This window comes from Streptomyces sp. DSM 15324 (assembly GCF_001514285.1).
GTDB lineage: Bacteria > Actinomycetota > Actinomycetes > Streptomycetales > Streptomycetaceae > Streptomyces.
This window is the reverse complement of record NZ_KQ949027.1, coordinates 1-26,087: the sequence shown is the minus strand read 5'-3', so window position 1 is coordinate 26,087 and position 26,087 is coordinate 1. Positions and strand designations below refer to the sequence as shown.

Annotated in this window: 22 protein-coding genes; 15 read left to right on the top strand and 7 right to left on the bottom strand. The window is 71.1% G+C overall.

Annotation, left to right across the window (positions count from 1 at the left end):
- Positions 1 to 19: 19 nt before the first annotated feature.
- From AQJ58_RS16895 to AQJ58_RS16885, 3 genes are all read right to left on the bottom strand, one after another.
- The gene (locus tag AQJ58_RS16895) at positions 20 to 1,411 is read right to left on the bottom strand and encodes a coenzyme F420-0:L-glutamate ligase (protein WP_067250989.1); all 1,392 of its coding nucleotides are present in this window, start codon (positions 1,409 to 1,411) and stop codon (positions 20 to 22) included.
- Positions 1,408 to 2,367 (bottom strand): 2-phospho-L-lactate transferase, encoded by a 960-nt coding sequence (cofD, locus tag AQJ58_RS16890; RefSeq protein ID WP_067250988.1) that lies wholly within the window; start codon positions 2,365 to 2,367, stop codon positions 1,408 to 1,410. Before cofD ends, AQJ58_RS16895 begins: the two co-directional genes overlap by 4 nt.
- A gap of 137 nt (positions 2,368 to 2,504) precedes the next feature.
- Positions 2,505 to 3,017 carry a cysteine dioxygenase gene (locus AQJ58_RS16885; RefSeq protein ID WP_067250987.1) on the bottom strand — a complete coding sequence of 171 codons (513 nt, stop codon included), beginning with the start codon at positions 3,015 to 3,017 and terminating at the stop codon, positions 2,505 to 2,507.
- A gap of 707 nt (positions 3,018 to 3,724) precedes the next feature.
- On the opposite strand from AQJ58_RS16885, the gene AQJ58_RS16880 reads away from it, so the two are divergent.
- From AQJ58_RS16880 to AQJ58_RS16870, 3 genes are all read left to right on the top strand, one after another.
- Entirely contained in the window at positions 3,725 to 3,988 is a 264-nt protein-coding gene (locus tag AQJ58_RS16880; RefSeq protein WP_030792866.1) for a WhiB family transcriptional regulator, read from the top strand.
- Between the two features lie 216 nt (positions 3,989 to 4,204).
- Positions 4,205 to 7,915 (top strand): glycosyltransferase family 2 protein, encoded by a 3,711-nt coding sequence (locus AQJ58_RS16875; RefSeq protein ID WP_079078984.1) that lies wholly within the window; start codon positions 4,205 to 4,207, stop codon positions 7,913 to 7,915.
- Positions 7,912 to 9,516, top strand: coding sequence for a DUF5719 family protein (locus tag AQJ58_RS16870; protein ID WP_067250986.1), 1,605 nt, complete (start codon positions 7,912 to 7,914; stop codon positions 9,514 to 9,516). The genes AQJ58_RS16875 and AQJ58_RS16870 overlap by 4 nt, the downstream gene beginning before the upstream one ends.
- Positions 9,517 to 9,526: 10 nt before the next feature.
- Here the strand turns inward: AQJ58_RS16870 and AQJ58_RS16865 are convergent, their stop codons facing one another.
- Together AQJ58_RS16865 and AQJ58_RS16860 are read right to left on the bottom strand one after the other, a co-directional pair.
- Complete coding sequence (locus tag AQJ58_RS16865) at positions 9,527 to 10,669, bottom strand: DegT/DnrJ/EryC1/StrS family aminotransferase (protein WP_159056257.1); 1,143 nt, start codon at positions 10,667 to 10,669, stop codon at positions 9,527 to 9,529.
- Positions 10,620 to 11,564, bottom strand: coding sequence for a GDP-mannose 4,6-dehydratase (locus AQJ58_RS16860; protein ID WP_159056256.1), 945 nt, complete (start codon positions 11,562 to 11,564; stop codon positions 10,620 to 10,622). Before AQJ58_RS16860 ends, AQJ58_RS16865 begins: the two co-directional genes overlap by 50 nt.
- 213 nt (positions 11,565 to 11,777) lie before the next feature.
- On the opposite strand from AQJ58_RS16860, the gene AQJ58_RS16855 reads away from it, so the two are divergent.
- The 4 genes from AQJ58_RS16855 to AQJ58_RS16840 all read left to right on the top strand — a co-directional run bounded on the left by AQJ58_RS16855 (position 11,778) and on the right by AQJ58_RS16840 (position 15,808).
- Entirely contained in the window at positions 11,778 to 13,181 is a 1,404-nt protein-coding gene (locus tag AQJ58_RS16855) for a hypothetical protein (RefSeq protein WP_067250983.1), read from the top strand.
- Between the two features lie 68 nt (positions 13,182 to 13,249).
- The gene (locus AQJ58_RS16850) at positions 13,250 to 14,413 is read left to right on the top strand and encodes a fructose-bisphosphatase class II (RefSeq protein WP_067250982.1); all 1,164 of its coding nucleotides are present in this window, start codon (positions 13,250 to 13,252) and stop codon (positions 14,411 to 14,413) included.
- A 43-nt stretch (positions 14,414 to 14,456) separates the two neighbouring features.
- A complete protein-coding gene (locus AQJ58_RS16845) occupies positions 14,457 to 15,257 on the top strand; it encodes an HAD-IIB family hydrolase (protein WP_067250981.1) in 801 nt (266 codons plus the stop codon).
- 83 nt (positions 15,258 to 15,340) lie between these two features.
- Positions 15,341 to 15,808: an NUDIX hydrolase gene (locus tag AQJ58_RS16840; protein ID WP_159056255.1), complete on the top strand. Its 468-nt coding sequence runs from the start codon at positions 15,341 to 15,343 to the stop codon at positions 15,806 to 15,808.
- 18 nt (positions 15,809 to 15,826) lie between these two features.
- Here the strand turns inward: AQJ58_RS16840 and AQJ58_RS16835 are convergent, their stop codons facing one another.
- Entirely contained in the window at positions 15,827 to 16,279 is a 453-nt protein-coding gene (locus tag AQJ58_RS16835; RefSeq protein WP_079078980.1) for a metallopeptidase family protein, read from the bottom strand.
- Between the two features lie 296 nt (positions 16,280 to 16,575).
- On the opposite strand from AQJ58_RS16835, the gene AQJ58_RS16830 reads away from it, so the two are divergent.
- From AQJ58_RS16830 to AQJ58_RS16805, 7 genes are all read left to right on the top strand, one after another.
- A complete protein-coding gene (locus tag AQJ58_RS16830) occupies positions 16,576 to 16,998 on the top strand; it encodes a DUF3499 domain-containing protein (protein ID WP_067250975.1) in 423 nt (140 codons plus the stop codon).
- A gap of 140 nt (positions 16,999 to 17,138) precedes the next feature.
- Entirely contained in the window at positions 17,139 to 17,312 is a 174-nt protein-coding gene (locus tag AQJ58_RS40810) for a Trm112 family protein (RefSeq protein WP_079078979.1), read from the top strand.
- Between the two features lie 312 nt (positions 17,313 to 17,624).
- A complete protein-coding gene (locus tag AQJ58_RS16825) occupies positions 17,625 to 18,758 on the top strand; it encodes an SIS domain-containing protein (RefSeq protein WP_067250973.1) in 1,134 nt (377 codons plus the stop codon).
- A gap of 44 nt (positions 18,759 to 18,802) precedes the next feature.
- A complete protein-coding gene (gene manA / locus AQJ58_RS16820; RefSeq protein WP_067250971.1) occupies positions 18,803 to 19,954 on the top strand; it encodes a mannose-6-phosphate isomerase, class I in 1,152 nt (383 codons plus the stop codon).
- Between the two features lie 140 nt (positions 19,955 to 20,094).
- Complete coding sequence (locus tag AQJ58_RS16815) at positions 20,095 to 21,075, top strand: cation diffusion facilitator family transporter (RefSeq protein WP_067250969.1); 981 nt, start codon at positions 20,095 to 20,097, stop codon at positions 21,073 to 21,075.
- A 328-nt stretch (positions 21,076 to 21,403) separates the two neighbouring features.
- Entirely contained in the window at positions 21,404 to 22,861 is a 1,458-nt protein-coding gene (gene ahcY, locus AQJ58_RS16810; protein ID WP_067250965.1) for an adenosylhomocysteinase, read from the top strand.
- A gap of 152 nt (positions 22,862 to 23,013) precedes the next feature.
- Positions 23,014 to 23,628: a hypothetical protein gene (locus tag AQJ58_RS16805; RefSeq protein ID WP_067250963.1), complete on the top strand. Its 615-nt coding sequence runs from the start codon at positions 23,014 to 23,016 to the stop codon at positions 23,626 to 23,628.
- Between the two features lie 17 nt (positions 23,629 to 23,645).
- On the opposite strand, the gene AQJ58_RS16800 is transcribed toward AQJ58_RS16805, so the two are convergent.
- Complete coding sequence (locus AQJ58_RS16800; protein ID WP_067250961.1) at positions 23,646 to 24,602, bottom strand: RDD family protein; 957 nt, start codon at positions 24,600 to 24,602, stop codon at positions 23,646 to 23,648.
- Positions 24,603 to 24,730: 128 nt separating this feature from the next.
- Between AQJ58_RS16800 and AQJ58_RS16795 the strand changes: the two genes are divergently transcribed.
- Positions 24,731 to 25,738 carry a stage II sporulation protein M gene (locus tag AQJ58_RS16795; protein WP_067250960.1) on the top strand — a complete coding sequence of 336 codons (1,008 nt, stop codon included), beginning with the start codon at positions 24,731 to 24,733 and terminating at the stop codon, positions 25,736 to 25,738.
- Positions 25,739 to 26,087: the final 349 nt, after the last annotated feature.

Below are 26,087 nucleotides of genomic sequence, written 5' to 3'. Positions count from 1 at the left end.
CTGCCTGCCGACCCGCCTCTCACCTCACCTCGATGAACCCCTCCACCTCGCGCGCGCCCCGCTCCCGAGGCTCCTCGGCCGCGTGTCCGACCGCCACCGCACCCATCGGATCCCACTCCCGCGGCAGCCCGAGCACCTCCCGCACCACGTCCCGGCAGAACATCGTGGACGACACCCAGGCCGAGCCCAGCCGCTCCCCGGCCAGCGCCACCAGGAAGTTCTGCACGCCGGCCCCGGTCGCGACGACGAACATCTCCCGCTCGGCCCCGTCCCGCCGCGGGTCGCCGTAGGTGTGGGAGCCGTCCATCACCAGACAGGGGACCACCAGGTAGGGCGCGTTGCGCAGGACGTCCCCCCGCCGCACCCGCCTGGCGATCGACTCCTCGGACTTCCCGTCCCGCCGCAGATCCGCGATCCAGGCGTCCCGCATCGCGTCCAGCAGCCGGGTCCGTGACTCCGGCGACTCCATCAGCACGAACCGCCACGGCGTCGTGTGATGCGGCGCCGGCGCCGTGACCGCCGCGGCGACCGCCCGCCGGACCGCACCCGGATCCACCGGCTCGTCGGTGAAGGCCCGCACGGTCCGCCGCTGCGTCACCGCCAGCCGCACGGCCTCCGAGGTCCCCAGCCGGAACATGTCGTCCCGCGCACCGCGCACCAGCGCCGAAGCGCCCGCCTCGACACCGGAGCCGGCCGGGCCCGCGGATCCGTCGGAACCGGCCGGGCCCGCGGAACCCCCGGAGTTCCGGGAGCCGGCCGAGCCTTCCGCGGGTGCCACCACGACATGGGCCAGCCCCCGCACCACGGCCACCGGCAGCCCGGCCGCCTTGCCCTTCACCAGGTCGCCTGCCGCGGCCAGCTCGTCCGCGGTCGCGACGACCGTCGCGCTCAGCGGATTGCCGTACGCGTCCGTGCCCCCGCGCAGATCGTCCAGCACCCGCACCCCGGCGGCGCCGATCGCCACGTCCGTCAGCCCCGCCCGCCAGGGACGCCCGAAGGTGTCGGTGACGACGACCCCGACCTCGACGCCGAGCGAGTCCCGCAGCCCGTCCCGGATCGCCCGCGCGGACGCGTCCGGGTCCTCGGGCAGCAACAGCACGGTCCCCGAAGGGGTGTTGGAGGCGTCGACACCCGCAGCCGCCATGATCAGCCCCTGCCGGTTCTCCACGATCCGCAGCGTCCCGCGCCGCGCCACGACCCGTACGGTCTCGGCGTCGATCGCGGCCTCCCGGTCGTCCGCCCGGACGATCCGCCCCTCCGCCTTGGACACGATCTTCGACGTCACCAGGAGCACGTCCCCGTCGGTGAGACCGGGCTCGGCGGCGGCGATCAGCTTGGCGATGTCGTCGCCGCCGCGTACCTCGGGCAGCCCGGCGACCGCCCACACCCGGTAGCCCCGCTCACCGCTCACGCCGTCCGCACCTCCTCCGCCAGCTCCAGCGCCTCCCGGGCCATCCGCGCGGTCGCGTCGAGGTCGCTCATCATCAGGGGGACGGCACGGCAGCGGATGCCGGCCGCCTCGATCCGCTCCACCGACCCCGCGTCCACGGTGTCCACGAGCCAGCCGTCCAGCAGCCCCGAGCCGTAGTGCTCGGCGACCGCGGCGGCCGTCGACTCCACACCGACCGCGGCGAGCACCTTGTCGGCCATGCCCCGCACGGGCGCGTCCCCGACGATGGGGGACAGGCCCACGACCGGGACCCCGGCGCCGGCGATCGCCTCCCGGATGCCGGGCACGGCGAGGATGGTGCCGACGGAGACGACCGGGTTCGACGGCGGGAACACCACGACGTCCGCCGCGGCGATCGCCTCCAGCACGCCCGGCGCCGGCTTCGCCTGCTCCGCGCCGACCGGCACGACCGCCTCGGCCGGCACCGACGCCCGCAGCCGCACCCAGTACTCCTGGAAGTGCACGGCCCGGCGCTCGCCGTCGATCTCGACCGCGACATGCGTCTCGACCCGGTCGTCCGTCATCGGGATCAGCCGCACCCCGGGCTTCCACCGGTCGCACAGCGCCTCGGTCACCGCGCTCAGCGGGTACCCGGCGCCGATCATCTGGGTCCGCACGATGTGCGTGGCGAAGTCCCGGTCGCCCAGCCCGAACCACTCCGGCCCGACGCCGTACGCCGCGAGCTCCTCCTTGACCCGGAAGGACTCCTCCGCCCGGCCCCAGCCCTGCTCCTCGTCGATGCCGCCGCCGAGCGTGTACATCACGGTGTCGAGGTCCGGGCAGACCTTCAGCCCGAAGAGATGGATGTCGTCGCCGGTGTTGCCGATGACGGTGATGTCCGCGTCCGGCACGGCCCGCTTCAGACCGCGCAGGAACCGGGCACCGCCGATGCCGCCTGCCAGAACCACAATGCGCATGGGAGTCAGTCTCGCAGGCCCCGCCGGCGACCCGCCCGGCGGTTGTGGACAACCCCCCGCCTGTGGACAACCCGGCCACCCGTACGAGCACCGGCCCTCGCGCACCGGCCCTTTCGCACCGGCCCTCGCGCACCGGCCTACGCGCCGACGGCGTCCACCGTGTCGTACGTCTCCCGCGCCGTGCACGCCGTGTGGTGCATGGGCATCTCGGTGAGCCCGGGGAAGTACACGTGCAGGCTCACCGCCGGCTCCAGCGCGTCGTTGGTCACGTCGTGCGCGTACCCCGGCGCGAACACCCGCTGTGCGCCCGCCCCCAGCACCCGCTTGCCCCGCTCCGTGCGCTCGGTCAGCTCTCCGTCCAGGACGGTCAGCACCCCGCAGGAACGGCCGTGGTCGTGCAGGCCGCTGCCCTGACCCGGCACCCAGGACAGCAGCCACACCTCGTAGCCCGGGCCGGTGTGCAGCCGGTGGTACCAGCGGCTCGCCGCGTCGTAGCGGACGAGGTGCTCCCACGCGCCACGGTCGGCGGCGATCGAGCGGGCCAGACCGACGAACTCGGCCACGGTGGCCGGGTGCGCGCGGGGGGCCTGGAGGAGATGGGGGACTTCGAGGATGTCGCCGGCGATCTGGAGGTCGCTGTCGCTGTTCATGGAGTGGGGTGGTTCCTCGGCGGAAGAGTGGGGGGCGGCTGGGAGTCACGTACCGTCCACCCGGATCACGGGTGGATCAGGGGTGCCCTGATACGGGCCGAAGGGAAACAGCGGCCGGGACGCGGTGGACCCGGGAGGAGCAGCCGGAGCGCGGTGGGCTCAACAGCTGGAACAGCAACAACAGCTACAGCGAGCACGAGCAGCACCGTGGGACCCGGCGGAGCGGGTCGAGGTGAGTGCCGAGTTCGCGAGCATGCCCACAAGGACATCGGTTCACACCTGCCGGTGTCAACTCGACGCCCGGTATGTGGGACACGGTTCACCTCATCCGGTGCATCTGGAAGGTGAAAGGTTTGTGCACAAGTCCGCCGGGACACACGAGGCACAAGTCCGGACGCGTGAGCCGTTGCGACGCAACGGGATCGAACTTCTGGGCGTCTTTCCCCGCGGAAGCACTGTGCGGGGTCCGCCCCCTCCAGGGCCCCCTCTGCGTGTCAAGGTTTATGGCGATTTCAACACTTACCGCACGGCCTTGGTTCCGCAGAGTGAATAAGGGGCTCAATAGCAGATCTCGGCTTGACTCGCCCGGAGCAGCACACTTGTAATTTCACTCGTGTCGTTCAGCCGACATCGGTAATGGGCCAAGGCGCCGCCATTGGTGAACGGCCAGGTACACGGGGACGCGAAAGACAGAGCGAGGGGCGCACATGACCGAGCTGGTGCAGCAACTGCTGGTCGACGACGCGGGCGAAGAACTCGGCTGGCAGGAGCGCGCACTGTGCGCCCAGACCGATCCCGAGTCCTTCTTCCCCGAGAAGGGCGGCTCGACCCGCGAGGCCAAGAAGGTCTGTCTCGCCTGCGAGGTCCGCTCCGAATGCCTCGAGTACGCCCTCGCCAACGACGAACGCTTCGGCATCTGGGGCGGGCTGTCCGAGCGCGAGCGCCGCAGGCTCAAGAAGGCCGCCGTCTGACCGACGGGCCCCGCCCGGACGCGAGCCGCCCCCCGGGGCGCGCGGCGCCCGGACCGGGCGGACGTGGCGGTGAACGGCCCGTCGCAGGTGGGTTGTCCACAGGCGGCGGGCCGCCGTCCTGCCCAGCCGATAGTGTGGGCGCTCGTCCGAGACACCCCGCCGCCCACCCGCGGCGCAGGCGTCCACCACGTCCACCGAACCGGGGCCCGTACCTCGATGTCCGTGCACAGCCACACGGCAGGCCACCAAGGCGGCGCTGCCACACCTGAGTTTCCGCGTCATGTCGTCACCGCGGTCCTCGTCGCCCACGACGGTGCCCGCTGGCTGCCCGACGCGCTCGCCGGGCTGCTCGGCCAGGAGCGCCCCGTCCAGTCCGTCGTGGCCGCCGACACCGGCAGCTCGGACGACTCCGCCCGCCTCGTCACCGAGGCCCTCGGCGACGACCGCGTCCTGCACCTCGCCCGGCGCACCGGCTTCGGCCAGGCCGTCGAGGAGGCCAACCGCACCGCACCCGTCCTCACCCCCGAGGAACTGCCGTACCTGAAGCGGCCCAGCGGCTGGGACCCCGTCACGCGCACGTGGCGCGACGACGCCTACGACCTCCCCGACCTCCCGCACGGCGAACCGGTCCAGTGGCTGTGGCTGCTGCACGACGACTGCGCCCCCGAACCCGGCGCCCTCGCCGAACTCCTGCGCGTCGTCGACAACGAACTCGAACTCGGCCGCGACGACGTGGCCGTCGTCGGCCCCAAGCTCCGCGGCTGGTACGACCGCCGCCAGCTCCTCGAGGTCGGCGTCACCATCGCCTCCTCCGGCCGCCGCTGGACCGGCCTGGACCGCCGCGAACAGGACCAGGGCCAGCACGACCACGTCCGGCCCGTGCTGTCCGTGTCCACCGCCGGCATGCTGATCCGCCGCGACGTCTTCGAGGAACTCGGCGGCTTCGACCGCCGGCTGCCCCTGATGCGCGACGACGTCGACCTGTGCTGGCGCGTCACCGCCGCCGGCCACCGCGTCCTCGTCGCCCCCGAAGCCGTCGTACGGCACGCCGAGGCCGCCTCCCGCGAGCGCCGCGCCGTCGACTGCGCGGGCCGCACCACCGCCTCCCCGCACAAGGTCGACAAGGCCGGCGCCGTCTACACCCTCCTCGTCAACAGCCGTACCGCACAGCTGCCCTGGATCCTGCTGCGCCTCGTCCTCGGCACCCTGCTGCGCACCGTCGCCTACCTCGTCGGCAAGGTCCCGGGACAGGCCCTCGACGAGATCCGCGGCCTGCTCGGCACCCTGCTGCGTCCCGAGCGGATCATCGCCGGCCGCCGCAGGCGCGGCACACCCCGGATCGACAAGGGCGAACTGCGCCCCCTGTTCCCGCCGCCCGGCGCGACCGTACGGGCCACCGTCGAACAGGTCGCCGGCGACCTCTTCGGCTCCTCCGACACCGAGGCCCCCGGCGGCGCCGGACGGCACGGCGGCGGACTGGAGTCCGGCCCCGGCGGCGACGACGCCGACTTCCTCGAGATCGAGCAGTTCGCCCGCCTCAAGCGCATCGCCCGCAAACCCGGCCCGGTGCTCTTCCTGGTCCTGCTGCTCGTCTCCCTCGTCGCCTGCCGGGGCCTCCTCGGCGGCGGCGCCCTCGCGGGCGGCGCCCTGCTGCCCGCCCCCGCCGACGCCTCCGACCTCTGGTCGCGCTACCTCGACGCCTGGCACCCGGTCGGCGCCGGCGGCACCTCCGCCGCCCCGCCCTACCTCGCGATCGTCGCGACCCTCGCCACCCTGCTGCTCGGCTCCACCGGCCTCGCCCTCACCCTGCTCCTCGTCTGCTCGGTGCCCCTGGCCGGCCTCACCGCCTACTTCGCCTCCCGCCCCCTCGTCGAGTCCCGCCTCCTGCGCGCCTGGGCCGCCGTCGTCTACGCCTTCCTGCCCGCCGCCACCGGCGCCCTCGCAGGCGGCCGCGTCGGCACCGCCGTCCTCGCCGTCCTGCTGCCGCTCATCGCCCGCGCGGGAGCCGCCGCGAGCGGCCTGACGCACCCCTCCGGCGCCCGCGGCAGCTGGCGCGCCACCTGGGCGTACGCCCTGCTGCTGACGATCACCACCGCGTTCACGCCGATCGTCTGGCCCCTCGCGCTGGTCCTCGGCCTCGCCGTGCTGGCCGTGCGCCGCACCGACATCACCGCCTACGGCCTGCGCTTCCTCGCCCAGCTCGGCACCCCGCTGCTGGTCCTCGCGCCCTGGTCGCTGTCCCTGCTCCCGTTCGGCTTCTTCACCCAGGCCGGACTCGACTACGCCCCGTCCACCGCCTCCGCCCTCGACCTGCTCGCCGCCAGCCCCGGTGGACCCGGCACCGTCGACGGGCTGATGCTCATCGGCGTCGTCCTGGCCGCGCTCGCCGCCCTGCTGCGCGGCGAGCGCCAGTCCGGCATTTGGACGGCCTGGGCGGTCGCCCTGGTGGCGCTCGTCCTCGCGGTCCTGTCCAACAACTCCACCTGGGCCGGACCCGCCACCCTCGTCTACGGCATCGCGCTCCTCGCCGCCGCCGTCCTCGGCGCCGACGGCGCACGCACGCGTGTCGCCGAACAGAGCTTCGGCTGGCGCCAGCCCGTCGCCGCCCTCATCGCCTTCGCCTCCGCCGCCGGCCCCCTGCTGCTCGCCGCGGGCTGGATGATCGGCGGCGCCGACGGCCCCCTGGAGCGCCGCGACCCCGTCCAGGTCCCCGCGTTCGTCGCCGAGGAGGCCGGCAACCGCGACCAGTCCCGCACCCTCGTCCTCGACAGCGACTCCACCGCCCACGTCGACTACATGCTGGTCCGCGGCTCCGGCGCCCGCCTCGGCGACGCCGAACTCGCCGCGGCCGACGGCGAGAACCCGCAGCTCGACAAGGTCGTCGCCAACCTCGTCGCCGGCTCCGGCGCCGACCAGGCCGACCAGCTCGGCAAGTTCGCCGTGGGATACGTCCTCGTCCACAAGGGCGCCCCCCGAGACGTCACCCGCGTCCTGGACGCCACCCCCGGCCTGAAGCGACTCAGCCAGCAGGACGGCAGCGCCCTGTGGAGGGTCGGCCAGGAGGTCTCCCGCGCGGCCGTCGTCACCGAGTCCGGCAAGGGCACGGCGACCCCGGTAGCCGCCGGCCCGGTCGACATCCACACCACGATCCCGTCGGGCTCCGAGGGCCGGATCCTGCGCCTGGCCGACGCCGCGGCCGAGGGCTGGACCGCCACCCTGGACGGCAAAGAGCTCACCCGCACCACCGTCGACGGCTGGGCCCAGGGCTTCGAACTGCCCGCCTCCGGCGGCAGGCTGGACGTCACCTACGACGACCCGTTCACCCACACCGCCTGGCTGTGGGCGCAGGGCATCCTGGCCCTCGTCCTCGTCGTCCTCGCCCTGCCCGGCCGCCGCCGCGACGTCGACGACGACCTCCCCGAGGAGGAGCTCGCCCAGGACCGGCCCGCCGAGGGCGAGGGCCGCCGCGCCCGCAGGCTGCGCGCCCAGGCCGAGGAGACGGAGGAACCCGCCCCGCAGGAGGACGACGTCCCGTCCCCGCAGGACGACTTCCCCACCCCTCCCCAGGAGGAGACCCCGCAGGACACGCCCGACCAGGCCCCGGTCGACATCCCGCAGCAGCAGTCGTACGGCGACTGGGACCAGCCGAGCTACGCGGGCGCCGAGTACGGCGGCTACCAGGGCGAGCAGTACCAGGGCGCCCAGCAGTACCCGGCGGGCGGCTACGACCAGCAGTCCTACGACCCCTACCAGGCCGGCCAGTACGACCCCTACGCCTACGACGGCCAGGGCGGGCAGGCGCCGTACGAGCAGACGTACGGCTACGACCAGGGCTACGGCAACCAGGGCTACGACCCCGCCTACGACCCGGCGCAGCAGCACCCCCACGGCACCGGCAGCGAGCGTCCCGACGGGAGCCAGCAGTGAACCGCACCACCCTGTCCCTGATCGCCGGCACGGCCGCGCTCGCCGCCGTCACCGGGTTCGCCACGCTCAACGAGCCCAAGGGCGCCGGCGCGGACGACCCGGCCAAGGCCGCCGCCGTGCTGCCCGTGGAGCGGACCAGCCTGCTCTGCCCGGCGCCCAGCACCTCCGACATCGCCCAGACGTCCTACACGTCGTTCACCCCCGTCACCAAGGGCACGGGCAGCGACGGCACGGCCGAACTCGCCGCCGCCACCGAGGAGTCGGCGGACCCGGCCGACGACACGTCCGACAAGGACAAGAAGACGGACGGCACCGGCAAGACCGGCGAGACCGACAAACCCGACAAGGCTGATAAGACCAACAAGGACGACAAGAGCGGCAAGGGCGACAAGGGCGGCAAGAAGGCGGAGAAGTCCGTCGTCACCCCCAAGGAGCCCGGCACCCCGGCCACCGGTGACACCGACGGCGGGGACTCGCCCGCGCTCGTCGGCACCGCCGAGGGCAAGTTCGCGCCCGGCTGGACGGTCCAGGAGACCACCGAGGTCGCCGCGGGCTCCGGCCGCGGTCTGCTGGGCGTGACCTGCACCCCGGCGGACACCGAGTTCTGGTTCCCCGGCGCCAGCACGGCGGCCGACCGCACGGACTACGTCCACCTCACCAACCCGGACGACTCCGCAGCCGTCGCCGACATCGAGCTCTATGGCAAGGACGGCGCCCTGCAGACCACGGTGGGGGAGGGCATCACGGTCCCGCCGCACTCCAGCGAGCCGATCCTGCTGTCCACGCTCACCGACGCCAAGGAGGACGACCTCACCGTCCACGTCAACGTCCGCGGCGGCCGCGTCGGCGCGGCGGTGCAGGCCCTGGACGACAAGCTCGGCGGCGACTGGCTGGCCGCCGCCACCGACCCGGCGGCCGACCTGGTCGTCCCCGGCATCCCCAAGGACGCCACCGCGGTCCGGCTCGTCGTCTACGCACCGGGGGACGCCGACGCCGACCTGAAGATCCAACTCGCTTCCCCGAGTGGACTGATCACCCCGGCCGGGCACGAGACCGTGCACGTCAAGGGCGGCATGACGACCGCTGTCGACCTCGGCGACGTCACCCGGGGCGAGGCGGGCTCGATCGTCCTGACGCCCACCGACCGGCCGGTTCCGGTCGTCGCGGCCGTACGGGTGCTGCGCGGCAAGGGCGGCGACCAGGAGTCGGCGTTCATCCCCGCCTCCGCGCCGGTCGGCACGCGCGCGTCCGCCGTCGACAACACCGCCAAGGGCGCCACCCTCTCCCTGACGGCCCCCAAGGGCACCGCCAAGGTCAAGGTCACCGCGTCCGCGGGCAGCGAGGGCGGAACGGCCGCCTCCAAGACGTACACGATCAAGTCCGGTACGACCCAGGACGTCGAACTCCCCGTCCCCACCGGCCTGAAGGGCACCTTCGCCCTGACCGTCGAACCCCTCACCGACACTCCCGTCTACGCCGCCCGCACCCTGGCGGCGACCGAGGAGGGCGTCCCGGGCTTCACGATCCAGACCCTGCCGGACGACCGGGGCACGGTCGAGGTCCCGCAGGCGGACGAGAACATGGCGGTGCTGCAGAAGTGACCCGACCGGGTCACACCATCACCTCGGTCACCGCTTCCACGTCCTCGGGGGTGAGGTGCGACCAGGTCGGCAACCACAAAGCAGTCCTGGACACCTTCGACGCCTGCGGGCAGGGCAGACGAGCGTAGGGGCGGTACAGGGGAAGATCGCTCAGGGCAGGCCAGATCGCACGGGCGTCGACGCCGCGGTGGCGCGCCCGCTTCACCACGGCGTCCCGTTCCGGTGAGGTCACGCAGTACAGCCAGCACGAAGGCAACACCCCTGTGCGCTGTGGCCTGGGGGAGAAGCCGAGGCCGTTGAGCCGGGCGTCGTAAAGACGGGCCGCCTCCCGGCGACCGGCCACCAACTCGTCCCAGCGTGCCATCTGGGCTGTGCCGATGGCGGCGCTGAGATTCGTCATCCGCCCGTTGCGACCGGCCACGGTGTGGTGATACCGGTGGTGTGGCGACATGCCGTGGTGAGCGAGGAGCCGGACCTTCTCGGCCAGTTCCTCGTCGTCGGTGAGGACGGCCCCGCCCTCTCCCGAGGTGATGGCCTTGTTCACATGGAAACTGAAGATGGACGCGACCCCGAAGCTCCCGGCCGGTCCCTTCCCGGTCCGCGCCCCATGGGCCTGCGCCGCGTCCTCGACCATGGATATCTCCAGCTCGGCGAGTCGTTCGTAGTCGCAGGGATGACCCATGAGATCGACGGTGATGATCGCTTTGGTGCGAGGGGTTCTCAGAGCCCGGGCGGCCTCGACATCGATGGTCCAGGTCTCGGCGTCGATGTCGCACAGCACCGGTACCGCTCCCACCGTGAGAACCGCAGCCGCCGGCGCGGCGAAGGTCAGAGCCGGGACGAGGACTTCGTCGCCCGGGCCGACGCCGAGAGCCGACAGGGCGATTTCGAGCGCTGTCGTGCCACTGGAGACGACCGTCGCGAACGCTCTGCCGATCCGCTGTTCCAACGAGCGCTCGAAAGCACTGACGTACGAGCCGGTGCCGGAGATCCAGCCCCATGCCATCGCGTCCCGCACGTTCTCGGACTCCTGATCCCCCAAGGTCGGCCGGGACAACGGGAATCTCATCCACACCTCACAGACCGTTCTCGGACACCCCAGGTCAGGGTTTTGCGGCTGCACTGCTGGCGGTGGGCGCGAGACGTTGCTCAAGGCGCACTTCCGCATATGCCTCCGCCAGGACGTCGGCGAGGCTGGTGACCAGCGGGACAGAAGCCCGCCACCCTGCCAGAGCAAGGACTTTGCCGGGATCCCCGACCACCGTCGGCACGTCTTCCCTCCGCACCAACGCGGATTCCTGGAAGTACTCCAGGCGGCCGCCCCCGAGAGAGATCGTCGTCTCGACGATGGTGCGGACCGAAACGGCGACTCCCGTGCACAGGTTGTAGATGTCCCCGGGCTCTCCGCCCGCCATCAGCATGTGCAGCCCCTGCACAACATCCCGCACGTCCAGGAAGTCCCTGAACGTCTCCAGGTTCCCGATGGGAACGCGCTCCGTCCCCGACCGGACGGCGGTCGCTATACGACGAGCGAGGGCCGGAACCAGGTAGCCCCCGCCCTGACCCGGCCCGATCACGTTAAAGGGCCGCACGAGAACCACGCGGAGGCCATAAGCGGCGACATAATGACGCGCCGCCGACTCGACCGCCAGCTTGCTCGCCCCGTACGGCGAGAGCGGGGCGGGTGTCCGGTCCTCACCGACGGGCTCGTCGATCCGGGCTCCGTCGAACACGCTGGCGCTGCTCATGACGATGGTTTTCGCTGCGGGGCACGCTGATCGGACGGCTTTCAGGACGGACAGGCTGCCCCACGCGTTCGAGCGCCAGGTGCTGACCGGGTCCTGCCAAGAAATCCCCACACCGGCCTGGGCCGCCAGATGGTAGATGTGATCGGGTTCCGCCTCGCCCAGTACCCGTGTCAGATGCGGGGTGTCGACGATGTCGCAGTGCGGGAGGTCGACTTCTGTGACGTGGTCTCCCCGAGACCTCAGGAAGGCGCAGAGGTGGGATCCCATGAACCCCGACGCGCCCGTCACAACGACTCTCATCGAAAGCCACCACGGAAGAACATGTTCCTCCAGTCCGCGCTCGTCAGACAGACCAGGAATCATAGAGCGCTCTGACGGTGATCAGTCAACAGGGCGTCGAGATAGGGCGAGTGACGAGCCGTTGGAGATCTGCACCGCCCGCTTCAGCAGCCGGTATCTTCGGCATGGGCCGACACTGCGGCCCATGTGCCGCCGCTGTCGGAGGAGCCAGTCGTGGACCATCAGTTCGCAGTGCTCGCTGATGTCAGTGACGTACCGGAACCCCCAGCCCCCGATCGCTTCCGTATCAGTGGCTGTTCCGTCGTCGTCTATTTCGCCCACCGCCTCACCGAGGGAGTGGACTTCTCGCGCGCTTTCGCATCCGGCGGCTTGCCGGAAATAGACGACGACCGCTCCTACCAGACCAAGGTGCGGCCCGGCTCCGGTCTTATGTACTCCGCCTTGTTCGACTGCGGACCCCTGCCCGCGGCCCTCGCCCGTGTGGTGGGCAGCAGCCACGCCGCCGGGCTGCGACAGGCAGCGATCTCCCTGGGCGGAGAGTACGTCCTGACGGCCCTGCCCCTGCTCCTGTCCGTGCCCGGCTCGATCACCGACGAGACCACAGCGATCGAGCTGACTGCTCCCCTGACCACAGACATCCTGCTGCGCTTCGTCTCCCTGCTCGGCGCTCCCGACGTCTCCCGCACCCTGCGGGAGCAGTCCGCCGAAGCGCTGGCACGAGTGGCCAGCCTGGAGCCCGGCTGTATCGAGAGGACATGGTCCGTCGAAGGTTCCGCCGCCCTGCAGGTGTGGAACCTCGACGGTACGCAGAACCGGGTGAGCACCAGCCTGTACGCGGGGGTCGAAGAGTCCGCCAAGTATGCCTGGGAGATCGCGGCCCTCCTCTCCTACGCGACGGATCACCTTCTGGAGGACGGCCTGTGGCTCCGGCGGAGCCCCCAAAGCGTCTTCGGTCACGTGCGCACCGGCATGGCGTTCTTCGACGACCACATGGTGTTCGTAAACTCCGAATGCTGTCTGGAGATGGCACACCTGCCGGCCTGGTTGCGGGGCAGGTCGCAGTTCCGGCTCTCGCACTACGGGTACGACTCCTCGTCCATCTTCGTCTGGACGGTGGGAATTCTGCGCAGGATTGTTTGCGACGACCTGGGTTCCCGCTACCGTGCGGTCCTCACGGATCTTTCCATGCGAAACGAGATATCCCCCGGTGAACAGTCTCTCCTGACCCGCCGCAGGGTCCAGCATGCGGCACTCCTGGACAAGTGCACTGGATTTCGGGAGAAGTTGCTCGAAGGGAGGAACCGAAGCCTGGACGAATGGACGGTGCGAGAACGGCCGGCCAGAGAGGTACTTGCCACTCTCAGCCGGGACATGGAGAAATGCGAAACCGTATCGCTCAGCCTTCTGAGAGTGCGAGAGGAACGGGAGAAAGGCCGACGTGATTCTCTCATCGCCGTCATGGGCGTCGTCCTGGCCGCGGTCCAGATTCCTGGTTTCGTGGAGCAGGTGGCGGACTGGTCGCACGGACGGCGCTGGTGGCTGATGGGCGTCTCGGCGCTGCTGATCGTCGTACCTCTCGCGGTGCTCCTACGTGTGAGAAGGCGTAGGTCACGGTGATGTCTGCCACGACCGCGAGCCGCCCGGACGACTGTGAGCCGGAAATGACGTGAACGTGAAGAGGGAAAATGGGCGAAATTCTACAGAATGCGATCCTGGCGGTCGATGAGCGGATCACCCGCGCCGCCGTCACCTGGTCGGACACGGCTGAAGGCGTCGGGGGACGCGAGACCGCAGAGGCGGAGGACGTCTACCTCGTCGCCGCGATGGCGTCCGCGGCACTGGCGGCGGCCGAGGCCCCTGCGGGGTTCGCCCACGGCATGTCGTTGAACGAGCGCAAGGTCACCGTCGACGGCGCGGCCACCGAGGCCGCGGAGAAGATCCTTCGGCAGGCCCCCTTCGGCATCCGGGTCGCCGCGGGAGAAGGCGAACGCGACGACAGCCCGGGTGCCCACAGCGGTCAGTGGCTCGGCGCCCCCGACACCGGCGCCGCGCACGTCGTCGACGGTGTCTTCGACTATGTGGACGGCACCGAACTGGCCGCGACGGCCCAGCCGGGAGCTCTGACCCTGGGGGGCTTCGGCAGCAGCGTCCGGCCGGTCCCCGATCTGCAGGCCTTCGCCGTAATGGCGCCGATCGGCCTGTTGCCCGACCTCGACCTCATGGCCAGGCCGGAGGACGGCGTCGTTCAGCTCCTGGATCGCATTGCCGAGTCAGTGGGCAGGAGGCCCGAGGACCTGACGGTGTCGACCCACTCAGTGGCCTCGAAGCCGATGCACCGCACCCTCATCGACCTCATGCGGGGTCACGTTCGCGAGGTACTCGTTCCGGAAAGCGTCACCGTCGAGCCGCCCTACCTTCTGTCGCTCGTGGGTCTCTCCGAGCCCCGGATCGATAGCATGATCGGTGCAATCGGCCTCTCTGAACTCGCTTTCGCTGCCGGTCTCGTGGACCTCGTCGCACCAGCGTTGGGCTTCGCGTTCCGGCTTGCGTCCGTTTCGGGACCACGTGCCGAGCCGGGCCTGACGTGCCTTGACGCGCTGTTCAAATTTTCCGAGGATGAGGAGGCCGCGCTGAGGTCCAGCGGCTGGAGCAAAGACCGCCAATACACAAGCGCCGAGCTGGTCCGGCCGGGAACGAGTCGGGCCGCGGCTCTGTTCGCCGTCACGGACAACCCGGCTCTCCGCATTCGTGGACCGGAACCACAGGGAGAAGGCGTGGCCCATGTCGAGGGTTTCCTGGTCAAACCATCGGCGAGGATCGGCAGAATCAGGCTCGACTACCGAAGGTGAATTCACCCTCGGTCACGGATCGTATGAGGAAAAGGATGGCGCATTGGTACTGTCGACTCGCATTGTGGTGTTCGACCTGGACGACACGCTCGCCCTGTCCAAGGCGAAGATCACTCCTCGTATGGCCCAATGCCTGCTGCGCCTTCTCGCGGTCAAGAATGTCTGCATCATCTCCGGTGGCCGATATGAACAGTTCCAGACCCAGGTCCTCCAGGAACTGCCGCTCAAGCCTGAACTCGCGGAACGCCTTCACCTCATGCCCACCTGCGGCACGCGCTACCTCAGATGGGAAGCGAATGGCTGGCAGGACATCTACTGCGAGAACCTCTCCGACGGCGAGAAGCAGCTCAGCATCACGGTTCTGACCGAAGGGGCGAAATCCCTGGGGCTGTGGGAGGAGAAGACGTGGGGCGAGGTCATCGAGGACCGGGGCAGCCAGGTCACCTTCTCCGCCCTGGGGCAGCAGGCACCTCATCACGCGAAGGCGGCCTGGGATCCTGATGGCTCCCGCCGCAGGGCCCTGTGGGCGTACGCGGTGGATCGCCTGCCCGACCTGGAGGTCCGCAGCGGGGGTTCCACCTCCATCGATGTCACGAAGAAGGGCATTGACAAGGCCTACGGCATGCAGCGGCTGCTGGAACACCTGGACCTGCGTGTCGAGGACGTCCTCTTCATCGGGGACCGACTCGATGAGGGGGGCAACGACTACCCGGTTCGGCAGATGGGCGTGCCGTGCGTGGCCGTCACCGGGTGGGAGCAGACTGCCGACTACATCGAGGCTCTTCTCGCACCGGAGTCCGAGCAGGTCGCACCCCCGCTGCTGGCCCCACTGGAGCTGCGTTGAGCGAACCTCGGCCGTCGGCAGGGCCGGTACCGGACTGGGAGGAGCTCTCCCGGACCACCGTGTACGAGGCCCATGGCCGTTCCGTGGTCGAGGTGACCTACCGCCTTCCGTCCGGTGCGGTGGAGATCTTCAGCGTCCGCGAGGACCGGCCGAGCGTTGCCGTGCTGGCCCTGACCACGACCGGTGAGACCCTCGTCACTCGCCAGTTCCGGCCCGGACCCGAACAGCTCGTGTACGAGCTGCCGGGGGGCTACCTCGACGACGGGGAGACCCCCTTGGCCGCAGCCGCGCGCGAGCTGCTCGCGGAGACCGGGTACGGCGGGGACCTGAAGGTCGTGGGCCGGTGCTTTGGCGACTCGTACAGCTCGTCGGTGAAATACTGCGCCGTCGGCCTGAACTGCAGGCGTCGAGGACCGGCCCAACCGGACGACACCGAGTTCATCGAGGTGTTGAGCGTTTCACCGCAGGAGCTTCGCCAATTGCTCCGCTCCGGGGATGTGACCGATGTCGACCTCGCCTACCTGGGCCTCGATGCGCTGGGCCTGTTGTGACACCGAGGCGGCCGGCCGTCAGTCCTCGTCGCCGTAACGCGGATCCACCGTCTCCGGGGTCAGCCCCAGCAGCTCCGCCACCTGTTCCACGACCACCTCGTGCACCAGCGCGGCCCGTTCGTCGCGCCCTTTGGTGCGGATCTCGACCGGGCGCCGGTAAACGACCACCCGCGCCCGCCGCCCCTCCCGGGCGGGAACCGTCCCGCCGAGGGGCACCGCCTCGTCGTTCCACGGCTCGTCGGCCGCCGCCGGGCGCGGCACCTCGAGCACCATGAAGTCGATCTCGGCGAGCTGGGGCCAGCGCCGCTCCAGCCGCTCCACGGAGTCCTGCACCAGATCGGCGAACGCGTCGGCGCGGCTGGCGGCCAACGGCACCTGAGGGGGCGCGATCGGTCCCCGCATCCCCCGGCCGTGGCGATCACGGCGGCGGGGTCCGGGGCCTGCGGCACGGGGCGGTACGGGGCTGTCCATAACTACTGAAGGGTAGACCCCGGCGCGACCGGCCGCCCGGCCCCGCGCCGTATACCGGACGGCTCCCGACCGGCCCGCGCCCCAGGGCGCAGGATGACCAATCCAGCCAAAGGTTGGGCTCGATTCTGTATCTCTCCGAGACCGGTGAAGTCATGACAATTGATCCTGTTTGTACCGCCTGGTGACCGTGAGGCTTCGGCTTCTTCTTGCCAATGACTGGTGTTCGCCCAGGTCAGCGGGGTATGACTGGAGAGGCCCGTGGGGCGTTTCACAACACGACACGGTGGAGTGACCTGGTGGAGAGTCGTCGCGGCCCGCTCAAGAGTGCGGTACCGTCCAACGTCGTGAGCCCTGTACGTCGCTGTTCGCGCACCGCCTGCGGCCGACCCGCCGTCGCGACGCTGACGTACGTCTACGCCGACTCGACCGCGGTCCTCGGCCCGCTCGCCACGTACGCCGAACCCCACTGCTACGACCTGTGCGCCGAACACTCCGAGCGCCTCACCGCCCCGCGCGGCTGGGAGGTCGTACGCCTCCTGGACGGCTCAGCTCCCGCACGGCCCAGTGGTGACGATCTGGAAGCGCTTGCCAACGCCGTCCGTGAGGCGGCCCGCCCGCAGGAACGCGCGGCACAGGCCGGCGGCGGCGGACGCGGCGCGGACCCGATGGAGGTCGCCCGCCGCGGCCACCTGCGCGTCTTGCGTTCCCCCGAGCCCTGAACCCTTCAACGGCAGGTCGCCGGCCGACTCGTGTGCAGACACCGCCGTCGATCCGGGCGCCCACGCAAGCCTTTGCTTTCTCCAGCTATAGGCTGACAGAAACCGCCAATCTGCGTTTGACCCGCGAAGGACACACCGCGATGCCGCTTGTGGAAGCCAGCCTGCTTGACATCCTCGCCTGCCCCGCCTGCCACGCCCCCCTCAAGGAGCATGACGCGGAGCTGATCTGCACCGGCCAGGACTGCGGTCTGGCGTACCCCGTCCGCGACGGCATCCCCGTCCTCCTCGTCGACGAGGCCCGCCGCCCCGCGTAACGACGAGGCCGCGCCACCCCGCGCGACCACGCCCCGCGACGCCGGCCCACCCGCGCCGCCCGGCCCGGGCCGCCGGCACCGCCGTACCACCACGACCGGCACCCCGGTCCCCAACCGCGGCACGACGACACCAACCGGCACCCCGGTCCGCGACCGCAGTACGACGACACGAACCGGCACCCCGGTCCGCGACCGCGGCACGACGACACGACCGGGACCGGCTCCGCAACCGCGGCACCACCACCCGAACCGGCACCACCGCGCATCCACCCCGGCACCCCGACGACCCCCCGGCGATCGGAGACCCCCGCCATGCTCGACGACTCACTGCTCGACACGCCGGAGGCCCTCGCCGAGGCCGACCGCCGAGCCCTCCTGCGCGGCGCAGCCGAAGCCGGCGCCCGCGTCCGCACCGCCGCCCGCCACGCCGCCGAAGCCGGAGTGAACAACCTCAAGCCCGACGGCCGCCCCCGAGCCATCCTCATCGCGGGCCCCGGCGCCGCCGCCACCTCCGTCGCCGACTTCCTCGGCACCCTCGCCGGCGCCGCCTGCCCCGTCATCCGGCTCGCCCCCAGCGGCGTCGCCCCCGCCGCGGGCGCCCTGCGCTGGGAACTCCCCGGCTGGGCCGGCTCCGTCGACCTCCTCCTCATCGCCACCCCCGACGGCACCGAACCCGGCCTCGCCCTCCTCGCCGAGCAGGCCTACCGCCGCGGCTGCACCGTCGTCGCCGTGGCCCCCGCCCGCACCCCCCTCACCGACGCCGCCGACGCCGCGCACGGCCTCTTCGTACCGATGGCGACCGCCCCGTACGAACACGACGAACAGCCCCCCGTCGCCGCCTCCGCCCCCGGCGTCCTGTGGGCCCTGCTCACCCCCCTCCTCGCGCTCCTCGACCGCATCGCCCTGCTCTCCGCCCCCGCCGACGCCCTCGAAAAGGTCGCCGACCGCCTCGACCAGGTCGCCGAACGCTGCGGCCCCGCCATCGCCACCTACAGCAACCCGGCGAAGACCCTGGCCGCCGAACTCGCCGACGCCCTCCCGGTGATCTGGACCGAAGGCGTCTCCGCCGGCCCCGCCGGCCGCCGCTTCGCCTCCGCCCTCGCCGAACTCGCCGGCCGCCCCGCCCTCGTCGCCGAACTCCCCGAGGCGCTCGCCGAACACAGCGCCCTCCTCGCCGGCCCCCTCGCCGCCAGCGCCGACCCCGACGACTTCTTCCGCGACCGCGTCGAGGAAGCCCCCGCCCTGCACGCGCGCGTGGTGCTCCTGCGCGACCGCCCCCTCGGCGGTCTCACCGCCGCCCCCTCCGCCCGCGACCTGGCCCTCAGCCACGACACCCCGATCAGCGAACTCGAACCCGACGACGGCGACGAACTGGTCACCCTCGCCGAACTGATCGCCACCACGGATTTCGCCGCCGTCTACCTGGCGCTCGCCACCCAGGCCTGACCGCCGCACAGACACGACAGACGACAAGACAGGCAGAGAACCCGATGGACCGCCTCGACAACACCATCCGCCCTTACGCCTGGGGTTCCCCCACCGCCATCCCGCACCTCCTCGGCACCGAACCGACCGGCGAACCCCAGGCGGAGATGTGGATGGGCGCCCACCCCGGCGCCCCCTCCCGCACCGAACGCGGCACCCTCGTCGAGGTGATCGACACCGACCCGCAGCGCGAACTCGGCGACCGCGCGGTAGCCCGGTTCGGCCCCCGCCTGCCCTTCCTCCTCAAGCTCCTCGCCGCCGGCGCCCCCCTCTCCCTCCAGGTCCACCCCGACCTCACCCAGGCCAAGGAGGGCTACCAGGACGAGGAACGCCGCGGCATCCCCGTCGACGCCCCCCACCGCACCTACAAGGACGCCAACCACAAGCCCGAACTCATCTGCGCCCTCACCGAGTTCGAGGGCCTGTGCGGCTTCCGGCACCCTTTGAGGGCCGCCGCCCTCCTCGACGGCCTCGACGTCGACTCCCTCAAGCCGTACGTCGACCTCCTGCACGCCCACCCCGAAGAGGCCGCCCTGCGCGAGGTCCTCACCGCCGTCCTCACCGCCGACCCCGACGACATGGCCCGCACGGTCACCGCCGCCGCGGCCGCCTGCGACCGCCTCGGCGGCGACTACGCCCCCTACGCCGGCATCGCCCACCACTACCCCGGCGACCCCGGAGTCATCGCCGCCATGCTCCTCAACCACGTCCGGCTCCAGCCCGGCGAGGCCCTCTACCTCGGCGCCGGCATCCCGCACGCCTACCTCAGCGGCCTCGGCGTCGAGATCATGGCCAACTCCGACAACGTCCTGCGCTGCGGCCTCACCCCCAAGCACGTCGACGTCCCCGAACTCCTGCGCATCGTCCGCTTCGAGCCCGGCGACCCCGCCGTCCTGCGCCCCGAGGCCTCCCCCGACGGCGAAGAGGTCTACGAGACCCCCATCGACGAGTTCCGCCTCTCCCGGTACGTCCTCCCCGAGGGCTCCGACACCCACGACCTCACCCGCGACACCCCGCAGATCCTCCTCTGCACCGCCGGCACGGTACGCGCCGGAGAACACCCACTCGCCCCCGGCCAGTCGGTCTTCGTCCCCGCCGGCGAGAAGACCGAGGTGTCCGGCACCGGAACCCTCTTCCGCGCCACGGTGATTGTCTGACCGCAGGTGTGGATACCTGACGAACCGCCGCCGGACCGGGCTGCAACAATGACCCACCGGCAAAGGCCGGGCAAAGAGGCCTTGGACGGCGAACAGGACGTACGACCCACGTACGCGAGGCGAAGGGACAACGCGAACACATGAGCGCGTCAGGCGGCACCAGGGCGATCGTGGCGGCACTCGGCGCCAACCTCGCCATCGCGGCATCCAAATTCGTGGCGTTCGCCTTCAGCGGCTCCTCCTCGATGCTCGCCGAAGGCGTCCACTCACTCGCCGACTCCGGCAACCAGGCCCTCCTCCTCGTCGGCGGCAAGAAGGCCCAGCGCGAAGCAACCCCCCAACACCCCTTCGGCTACGGCCGCGAGCGCTACATCTACGCCTTCCTCGTCTCCATCGTCCTCTTCTCCGTCGGCGGCATGTTCGCCATCTACGAGGGCTACGAGAAGATCAAGCACCCCCACGAGATCGAGCACTGGTACTGGCCGGTCGGCGTCCTCGTCTTCGCGATCATCGCCGAGGGCTTCTCCTTCCGCACCGCCATCAAGGAGTCCAACGAACTCCGCGGCTCCCTCTCCTGGTCCCAGTTCATCCGCCGCGCCAAGGCCCCCGAACTCCCCGTCGTCCTCCTCGAGGACTTCGGCGCCCTCATCGGCCTCGTCCTCGCCCTCGGCGGCGTCGGCCTCGCCCTCCTCACCGGCGACGGCATCTGGGACGGCATCGGCACCGTCTGCATCGGCGTCCTCCTCGTCCTGATCGCCCTCGTCCTCGCCGCCGAGACCAAGTCGCTCCTCCTCGGCGAGGCCGCCGGCCTCGAAGACGTACAGAAGATCGAAACCGCCATCGTCGACGGCCGCACCGTCACCGGCATCATCCACATGCGCACCCTCCACCTCGGCCCCGAGGAACTCCTCGTCGCCGCCAAGATCGCCGTACGGCACGACGACACCGCCGCCGAGGTCGCCACCGCCATCGACGCCGCCGAGGCCCGCATCCGCGCAGCCGTCCCCATCGCCCGCGTCATCTACCTCGAACCCGACATCTACAGCGAGAGGGAAGCCGCCAAGGGCCCCGACCCCGAAGCCACCCCCGGCGGCCCCGACCGGCACCCCGCCGACCACTGACCACCCCCGACACCTCCCCGGCAGGGCCCGCCGCACCCCGGCGGGCCCTGCCGCCTTCCCCGCCCGCCCACCCCGAACGGCGCGATCCGATCGCAGACGGACTGGGGCCGCCCGCCACCTCCGGTGTAGCTTGGACGGGAGCCAGACGTCGCTGCTGATGGCGGTCGGGCGGTCCCGAAGCGGACCGACCGAGGGAGAGAGGGCCTCCGACGGACTGCGCTGCGCGCACGCGGGCATGCCTGTGTCCCCCCGAGGGCACCCCTGTGTCCGCCGCCGCGCAGACCAGCCCTACCCACACCTCGAACCAACCACCGAGGAGCAGCTCACCATGACGACTGTCGACAACCGACAGGACTTCAAGGTCGCCGACCTCTCCCTGGCCGCCTTCGGCCGCAAGGAGATCACCCTCGCCGAGCACGAGATGCCCGGCCTCATGGCCATCCGCAAGGAGTACGCCGAGGCCCAGCCCCTCGCCGGCGCCCGCGTCACCGGCTCCCTGCACATGACCGTGCAGACCGCCGTCCTCATCGAGACCCTGGTCGCCCTCGGCGCCCAGGTCCGCTGGGCCTCCTGCAACATCTTCTCCACCCAGGACCACGCCGCCGCCGCCATCGCCGTCGGCCCCCACGGCACCGTGGACAACCCCCAGGGCGTCCCCGTCTTCGCCTGGAAGGGCGAGACCCTGGAGGATTACTGGTGGTGCACCGAGCAGGCCCTGACCTGGCCCGACAGCCCCACCGGCGGCCCGAACATGATCCTCGACGACGGCGGTGACGCCACCCTCCTCGTCCACAAGGGCGTCGAGTACGAGAAGGACGGCAAGGTCCCCTCCGTCGACACCGCCGAGAACGACGAGCACCGCGTCATCCTCGAACTCCTGAACCGCACCATCACCGACGGCTCCCAGAAGTGGACCCAGCTCGCCTCGGAGATCCGCGGCGTCACCGAGGAGACCACCACCGGCGTCCACCGCCTGTACGAGATGCAGCGCGACGGCGCCCTCCTCTTCCCGGCGATCAACGTCAACGACGCCGTCACCAAGTCGAAGTTCGACAACAAGTACGGCTGCCGCCACTCCCTCATCGACGGCATCAACCGCGCCACCGACGTCCTCATCGGCGGCAAGACCGCCGTCGTCTGCGGCTACGGCGACGTCGGCAAGGGCTGCGCCGAGTCCCTGCGCGGCCAGGGCGCCCGCGTCATCGTCACCGAGATCGACCCCATCTGCGCCCTCCAGGCCGCGATGGACGGCTACCAGGTCACGACCCTCGACGAGGTCATCGACAAGGCCGACATCTTCATCACCACCACCGGCAACAAGGACATCATCATGGCCGCCGACATGGCCAAGATGAAGCACCAGGCCATCGTCGGCAACATCGGCCACTTCGACAACGAGATCGACATGGCCGGCCTCGCCAAGATCCCCGGCATTGTCAAGGACGAGGTCAAGCCGCAGGTCCACACCTGGACCTTCCCCGACGGCAAGGTGATCATCGTCCTGTCCGAGGGCCGCCTGCTGAACCTGGGCAACGCCACCGGCCACCCCTCGTTCGTGATGTCCAACTCCTTCGCGGACCAGACCCTGGCCCAGATCGAGCTGTTCACCAAGCCCGACGAGTACCCGGTCGGCGTCTACACGCTGCCCAAGCACCTCGACGAGAAGGTCGCCCGCCTCCACCTCGACTCCCTCGGCGTCAAGCTGACGACGCTGCGCCCGGAGCAGGCCGCCTACATCGGCGTCCAGGTCGAAGGCCCGTACAAGTCGGACCACTACCGCTACTGATCCGGCAGCGGGCCCCCGGCCCGCGGCCGCACCAGCGAGCAGCAGCACCTCAGAGACAGGCCCCCGCACCCCCGTGCCGGGGGCCTGCCCCTTCGGCCCCTCGGCCGGACCGCCGCGGCGCCCCGACCAACCCGTCACACCCCAGGACCCCCATGCCCCGCGGCCGCTATGCACTCCACGATCCCCACGATCACACCCTCCTCGCACACGAACACTTCCAGTGCGCCCCCGGCCCCTCCGGCTGGCGCTACGTCTCCCAGCTGACCACCCCCACCGGCGCACACACCGGCTCCGTCGACCTCACCCTCGACGACCTCGGCCGCCCCCTCCGCCTGGAACTCCACGCCAGCAGCTGGCAGGTCCGAGGCGCCGCCCTGGACGGCGTCACCTGGGTCCGCACCGACCCCACCGGCACCGAGGCCACCGAAGGCAACACCCCCGCCCACGCCTTCACCGGCACCTCACCCGCGTTCCTCGTCGCCACCACCCGCCTCCTGCGCCTCACCCCCTCCACAGCGGCCACCCGCGTACGTCTCGTCGCCTTCACCGACCCGGTCCTCGCCCCCCGCACCGTCGACCAGTCCTGGGCTCTCGTGAACAGCGAAACACACCCCACTGACAACGCCCCCCTGACCGTGGACGAATACCAGGTCACAGCGCTGGACACCGGCGAACAGCACACCGTGCACCTCGCCGGCGACGTCGTCCTCGCAGCCCCCGGCATCGAACTCGAAGACCTCGAATCACCCCCGTCGACGTTCACCTGAACCCGACGCCCGCCCCCCTACGCGGGCGGCACGAACCCGGTCCCCGACCCCTCACCCCGACCACGGTCCCCACCCTCCACGACCGGATCACCCGAAGAAGAGGCCCCTCCAGGCGCAGCAGGCCCGTACGACGGCGACCGGGACCCTGGCCTCCCCGACTGCGGCCCAGAACCGAGGCCTCCGCCCACGACAGGTCCCCCACCAGCAGCACCCCCACCGGCCGGACCGCCCCCGAACATCCGCCGCGCCTCCCTTACCTGCCGCTCCTGCACCACCGCCGCCAGATACGCGGCCGGCGGCACGCCCGGCGGCATCGGCACCCCCGTCCACCCGGCCAGCTCCTCCGCCAGCCGCCCCGCCATCGCCCCGCCGACCTGCGGATCCAGCTGGCCCATCCGCCCCAGGTACTGGCGGATCGCCAACCACAGCCCGTCCGGCACCGCCGAGAGATCAAGCTCCTGGAACCGCCCGGCCAGCCACGGCGGAGGCAGCGGCACGAAACCACCCCGAGCCGCCGGCACCCGCTCGCGCACCACCAGAGTCCCGGCGAACACGTCACCGAGCCGCCGCCCCCGCGCCGACACCAGCGACGCGACACACGCCACCACCCCGAACGTCAGCAGGATCTCCACCAGCCCGAGCGCACCGCGCACCAGCGCGTGCCGGAACCGGATCGGCCCACCGTCGTCCCGCACCACCCGCAACCCGCACGCCGACTTCCCCAGCGACCGCCCATGGCTGAGCGTCTCCACCGCGATCGGCCCACCCACCAGCACCAGCAGGAACGTGGCGATCGACACCGCAGTCCGCGCCGCGTCGTCCAACGAGGCCGTCGACAGCACCAGAACGACACTCACGACCACATAGACGACCAGCACCACGACCAGGTCCAGCAAGAGCGCCAGCGCCCTGCTGGGCAGCCTGGCGGGCTGCAGCTCCAACGCCACCGCCTCACCCGTCACCAGCTCACTCACGCCCGCCGCCCCTTCCCGACCTGCCCCTGGAGCAGCCAGTCTGCCAAGCTGAGCGCACATCGCGACGCAGTACGACAACCTGACACCCACACCGGCAGCCGACGCACAGCCGAGGAGCAGGCACACCGATGGACCTCGACGTCTTCGTCTCCGCCCACCGGGCCGAATGGGACCGCCTCGACGCCCTCCTACGGCGCCGCCGCCACCTCACCGGCGCCGAGACGGACGAACTCGTCACCCTCTACCAGCGCACCGCCACCCACCTCTCCCTGATCCGGTCGACCGCCCCCGACCCCCAGCTGACCGGCAGGCTCACCCAGCTCGTCGCACGCGCGCGTAGCGCCGTCGTCGGAACCCGCCGCGCCTCCTGGCGCGATGTCACCCGCTTCCTCACCGAAGGCTTCCCCGCCGCCGTCTACCGCGCGCGCCACTGGTGGGTCGCCACCGCCCTCCTCTCCACCGCCGTCGCCGCCCTCCTGGGCTGGTGGATCGGCACCCATCCGGAAGTACAGGCCTCCATAGCGGCCCCCGACGAGCTGCGCGAGCTCACCCGGCCCGGCGGCCGGTACGAGACGTACTACTCCAGCCACCCGGCCGCCTCGTTCGCCGCCCAGGTCTGGACGAACAACGCCCAGGCCGCCGCGATGTGCCTGGTCCTGGGCGTTTTCCTGGGTCTTCCGGTGCTCTGGATCCTCTTCCAGAACATGCTCAATCTGGGGATCGGCGCCGGCCTCATGTTCTCGGCGGGCCGGCTCGACACGTTCCTCGGCCTGGTGCTCCCGCACGGCCTGCTCGAACTGACAGCGGTCTTCGTCGCCGCCGGCACCGGACTCCGCCTCGGCTGGACGGTCATCGACCCCGGCCCGCGCTCCCGCCGTACGGCCCTCGCCGAAGAGGGCAGGGCCGCGATCGCGATGGCGATCGGCCTCGCCCTGGTCCTCTTCGTCTCCGGCGTCATCGAAGGCTTCGTCACCCCTTCGGACCTGCCCACCTGGGCCCGCATCACCCTCGGCATCGCCGCCGAGCTGGCCTTCCTCGCGTACGTCTTCGTCCTAGGCGGCAGGGCGGCACGCGCCGGTGGCACGGGCGACGTGGAGGCGGCCGAGCGCAGCGCGACCGTGCCGACAGCCGCCTGATGTGCGAACCGCCCCGCTGAACTGCTACTGTCCTCCTCGTTCCCGCAAAAGCCGTTGACACGGAGTGCGCGGGGAGGTAGATTCGAACAGTTGCCTGGAACTGGATGAGATCCGGTCGGCAGCAGGGAAAATCTATCGGCAGCTCGGAACATCGATTCCGCAGAAGCCCCCGATGATTCGGAAAACCAGCGCCGGTCAGACCGGCCCGGAACTTCTGATAAAGTCGGAACCGCCGGAAAGGAAACCGCGAAACAAAAGCGGGAACCTGGAAAGCGCCGAGGAAATCGGATCGAGAAAAGATCTGATAGAGTCGGAAACGTAAGACCGAAGGGAAGCCCGGAGGAAAGTC

Coding starts and splice junctions, on each gene's coding strand:
- AQJ58_RS16880 (WP_030792866.1), top strand. CDS start 3,725: ATGACCGAGCTGGTGCAGCAACTGCTGGTCGACGACGCGGGCGAAGAA.
- AQJ58_RS16850 (WP_067250982.1), top strand. CDS start 13,250: ATGGGCGAAATTCTACAGAATGCGATCCTGGCGGTCGATGAGCGGATC.
- manA (WP_067250971.1), top strand. CDS start 18,803: ATGGACCGCCTCGACAACACCATCCGCCCTTACGCCTGGGGTTCCCCC.
- AQJ58_RS16795 (WP_067250960.1), top strand. CDS start 24,731: ATGGACCTCGACGTCTTCGTCTCCGCCCACCGGGCCGAATGGGACCGC.
- AQJ58_RS16825 (WP_067250973.1), top strand. CDS start 17,625: ATGCTCGACGACTCACTGCTCGACACGCCGGAGGCCCTCGCCGAGGCC.
- AQJ58_RS16815 (WP_067250969.1), top strand. CDS start 20,095: ATGAGCGCGTCAGGCGGCACCAGGGCGATCGTGGCGGCACTCGGCGCC.
- AQJ58_RS16885 (WP_067250987.1), bottom strand. CDS start 3,017: ATGAACAGCGACAGCGACCTCCAGATCGCCGGCGACATCCTCGAAGTC.
- AQJ58_RS16805 (WP_067250963.1), top strand. CDS start 23,014: ATGCCCCGCGGCCGCTATGCACTCCACGATCCCCACGATCACACCCTC.
- AQJ58_RS40810 (WP_079078979.1), top strand. CDS start 17,139: ATGCCGCTTGTGGAAGCCAGCCTGCTTGACATCCTCGCCTGCCCCGCC.
- cofD (WP_067250988.1), bottom strand. CDS start 2,367: ATGCGCATTGTGGTTCTGGCAGGCGGCATCGGCGGTGCCCGGTTCCTG.
- ahcY (WP_067250965.1), top strand. CDS start 21,404: ATGACGACTGTCGACAACCGACAGGACTTCAAGGTCGCCGACCTCTCC.
- AQJ58_RS16875 (WP_079078984.1), top strand. CDS start 4,205: ATGTCCGTGCACAGCCACACGGCAGGCCACCAAGGCGGCGCTGCCACA.
- AQJ58_RS16835 (WP_079078980.1), bottom strand. CDS start 16,279: ATGGACAGCCCCGTACCGCCCCGTGCCGCAGGCCCCGGACCCCGCCGC.
- AQJ58_RS16860 (WP_159056256.1), bottom strand. CDS start 11,564: ATGAGAGTCGTTGTGACGGGCGCGTCGGGGTTCATGGGATCCCACCTC.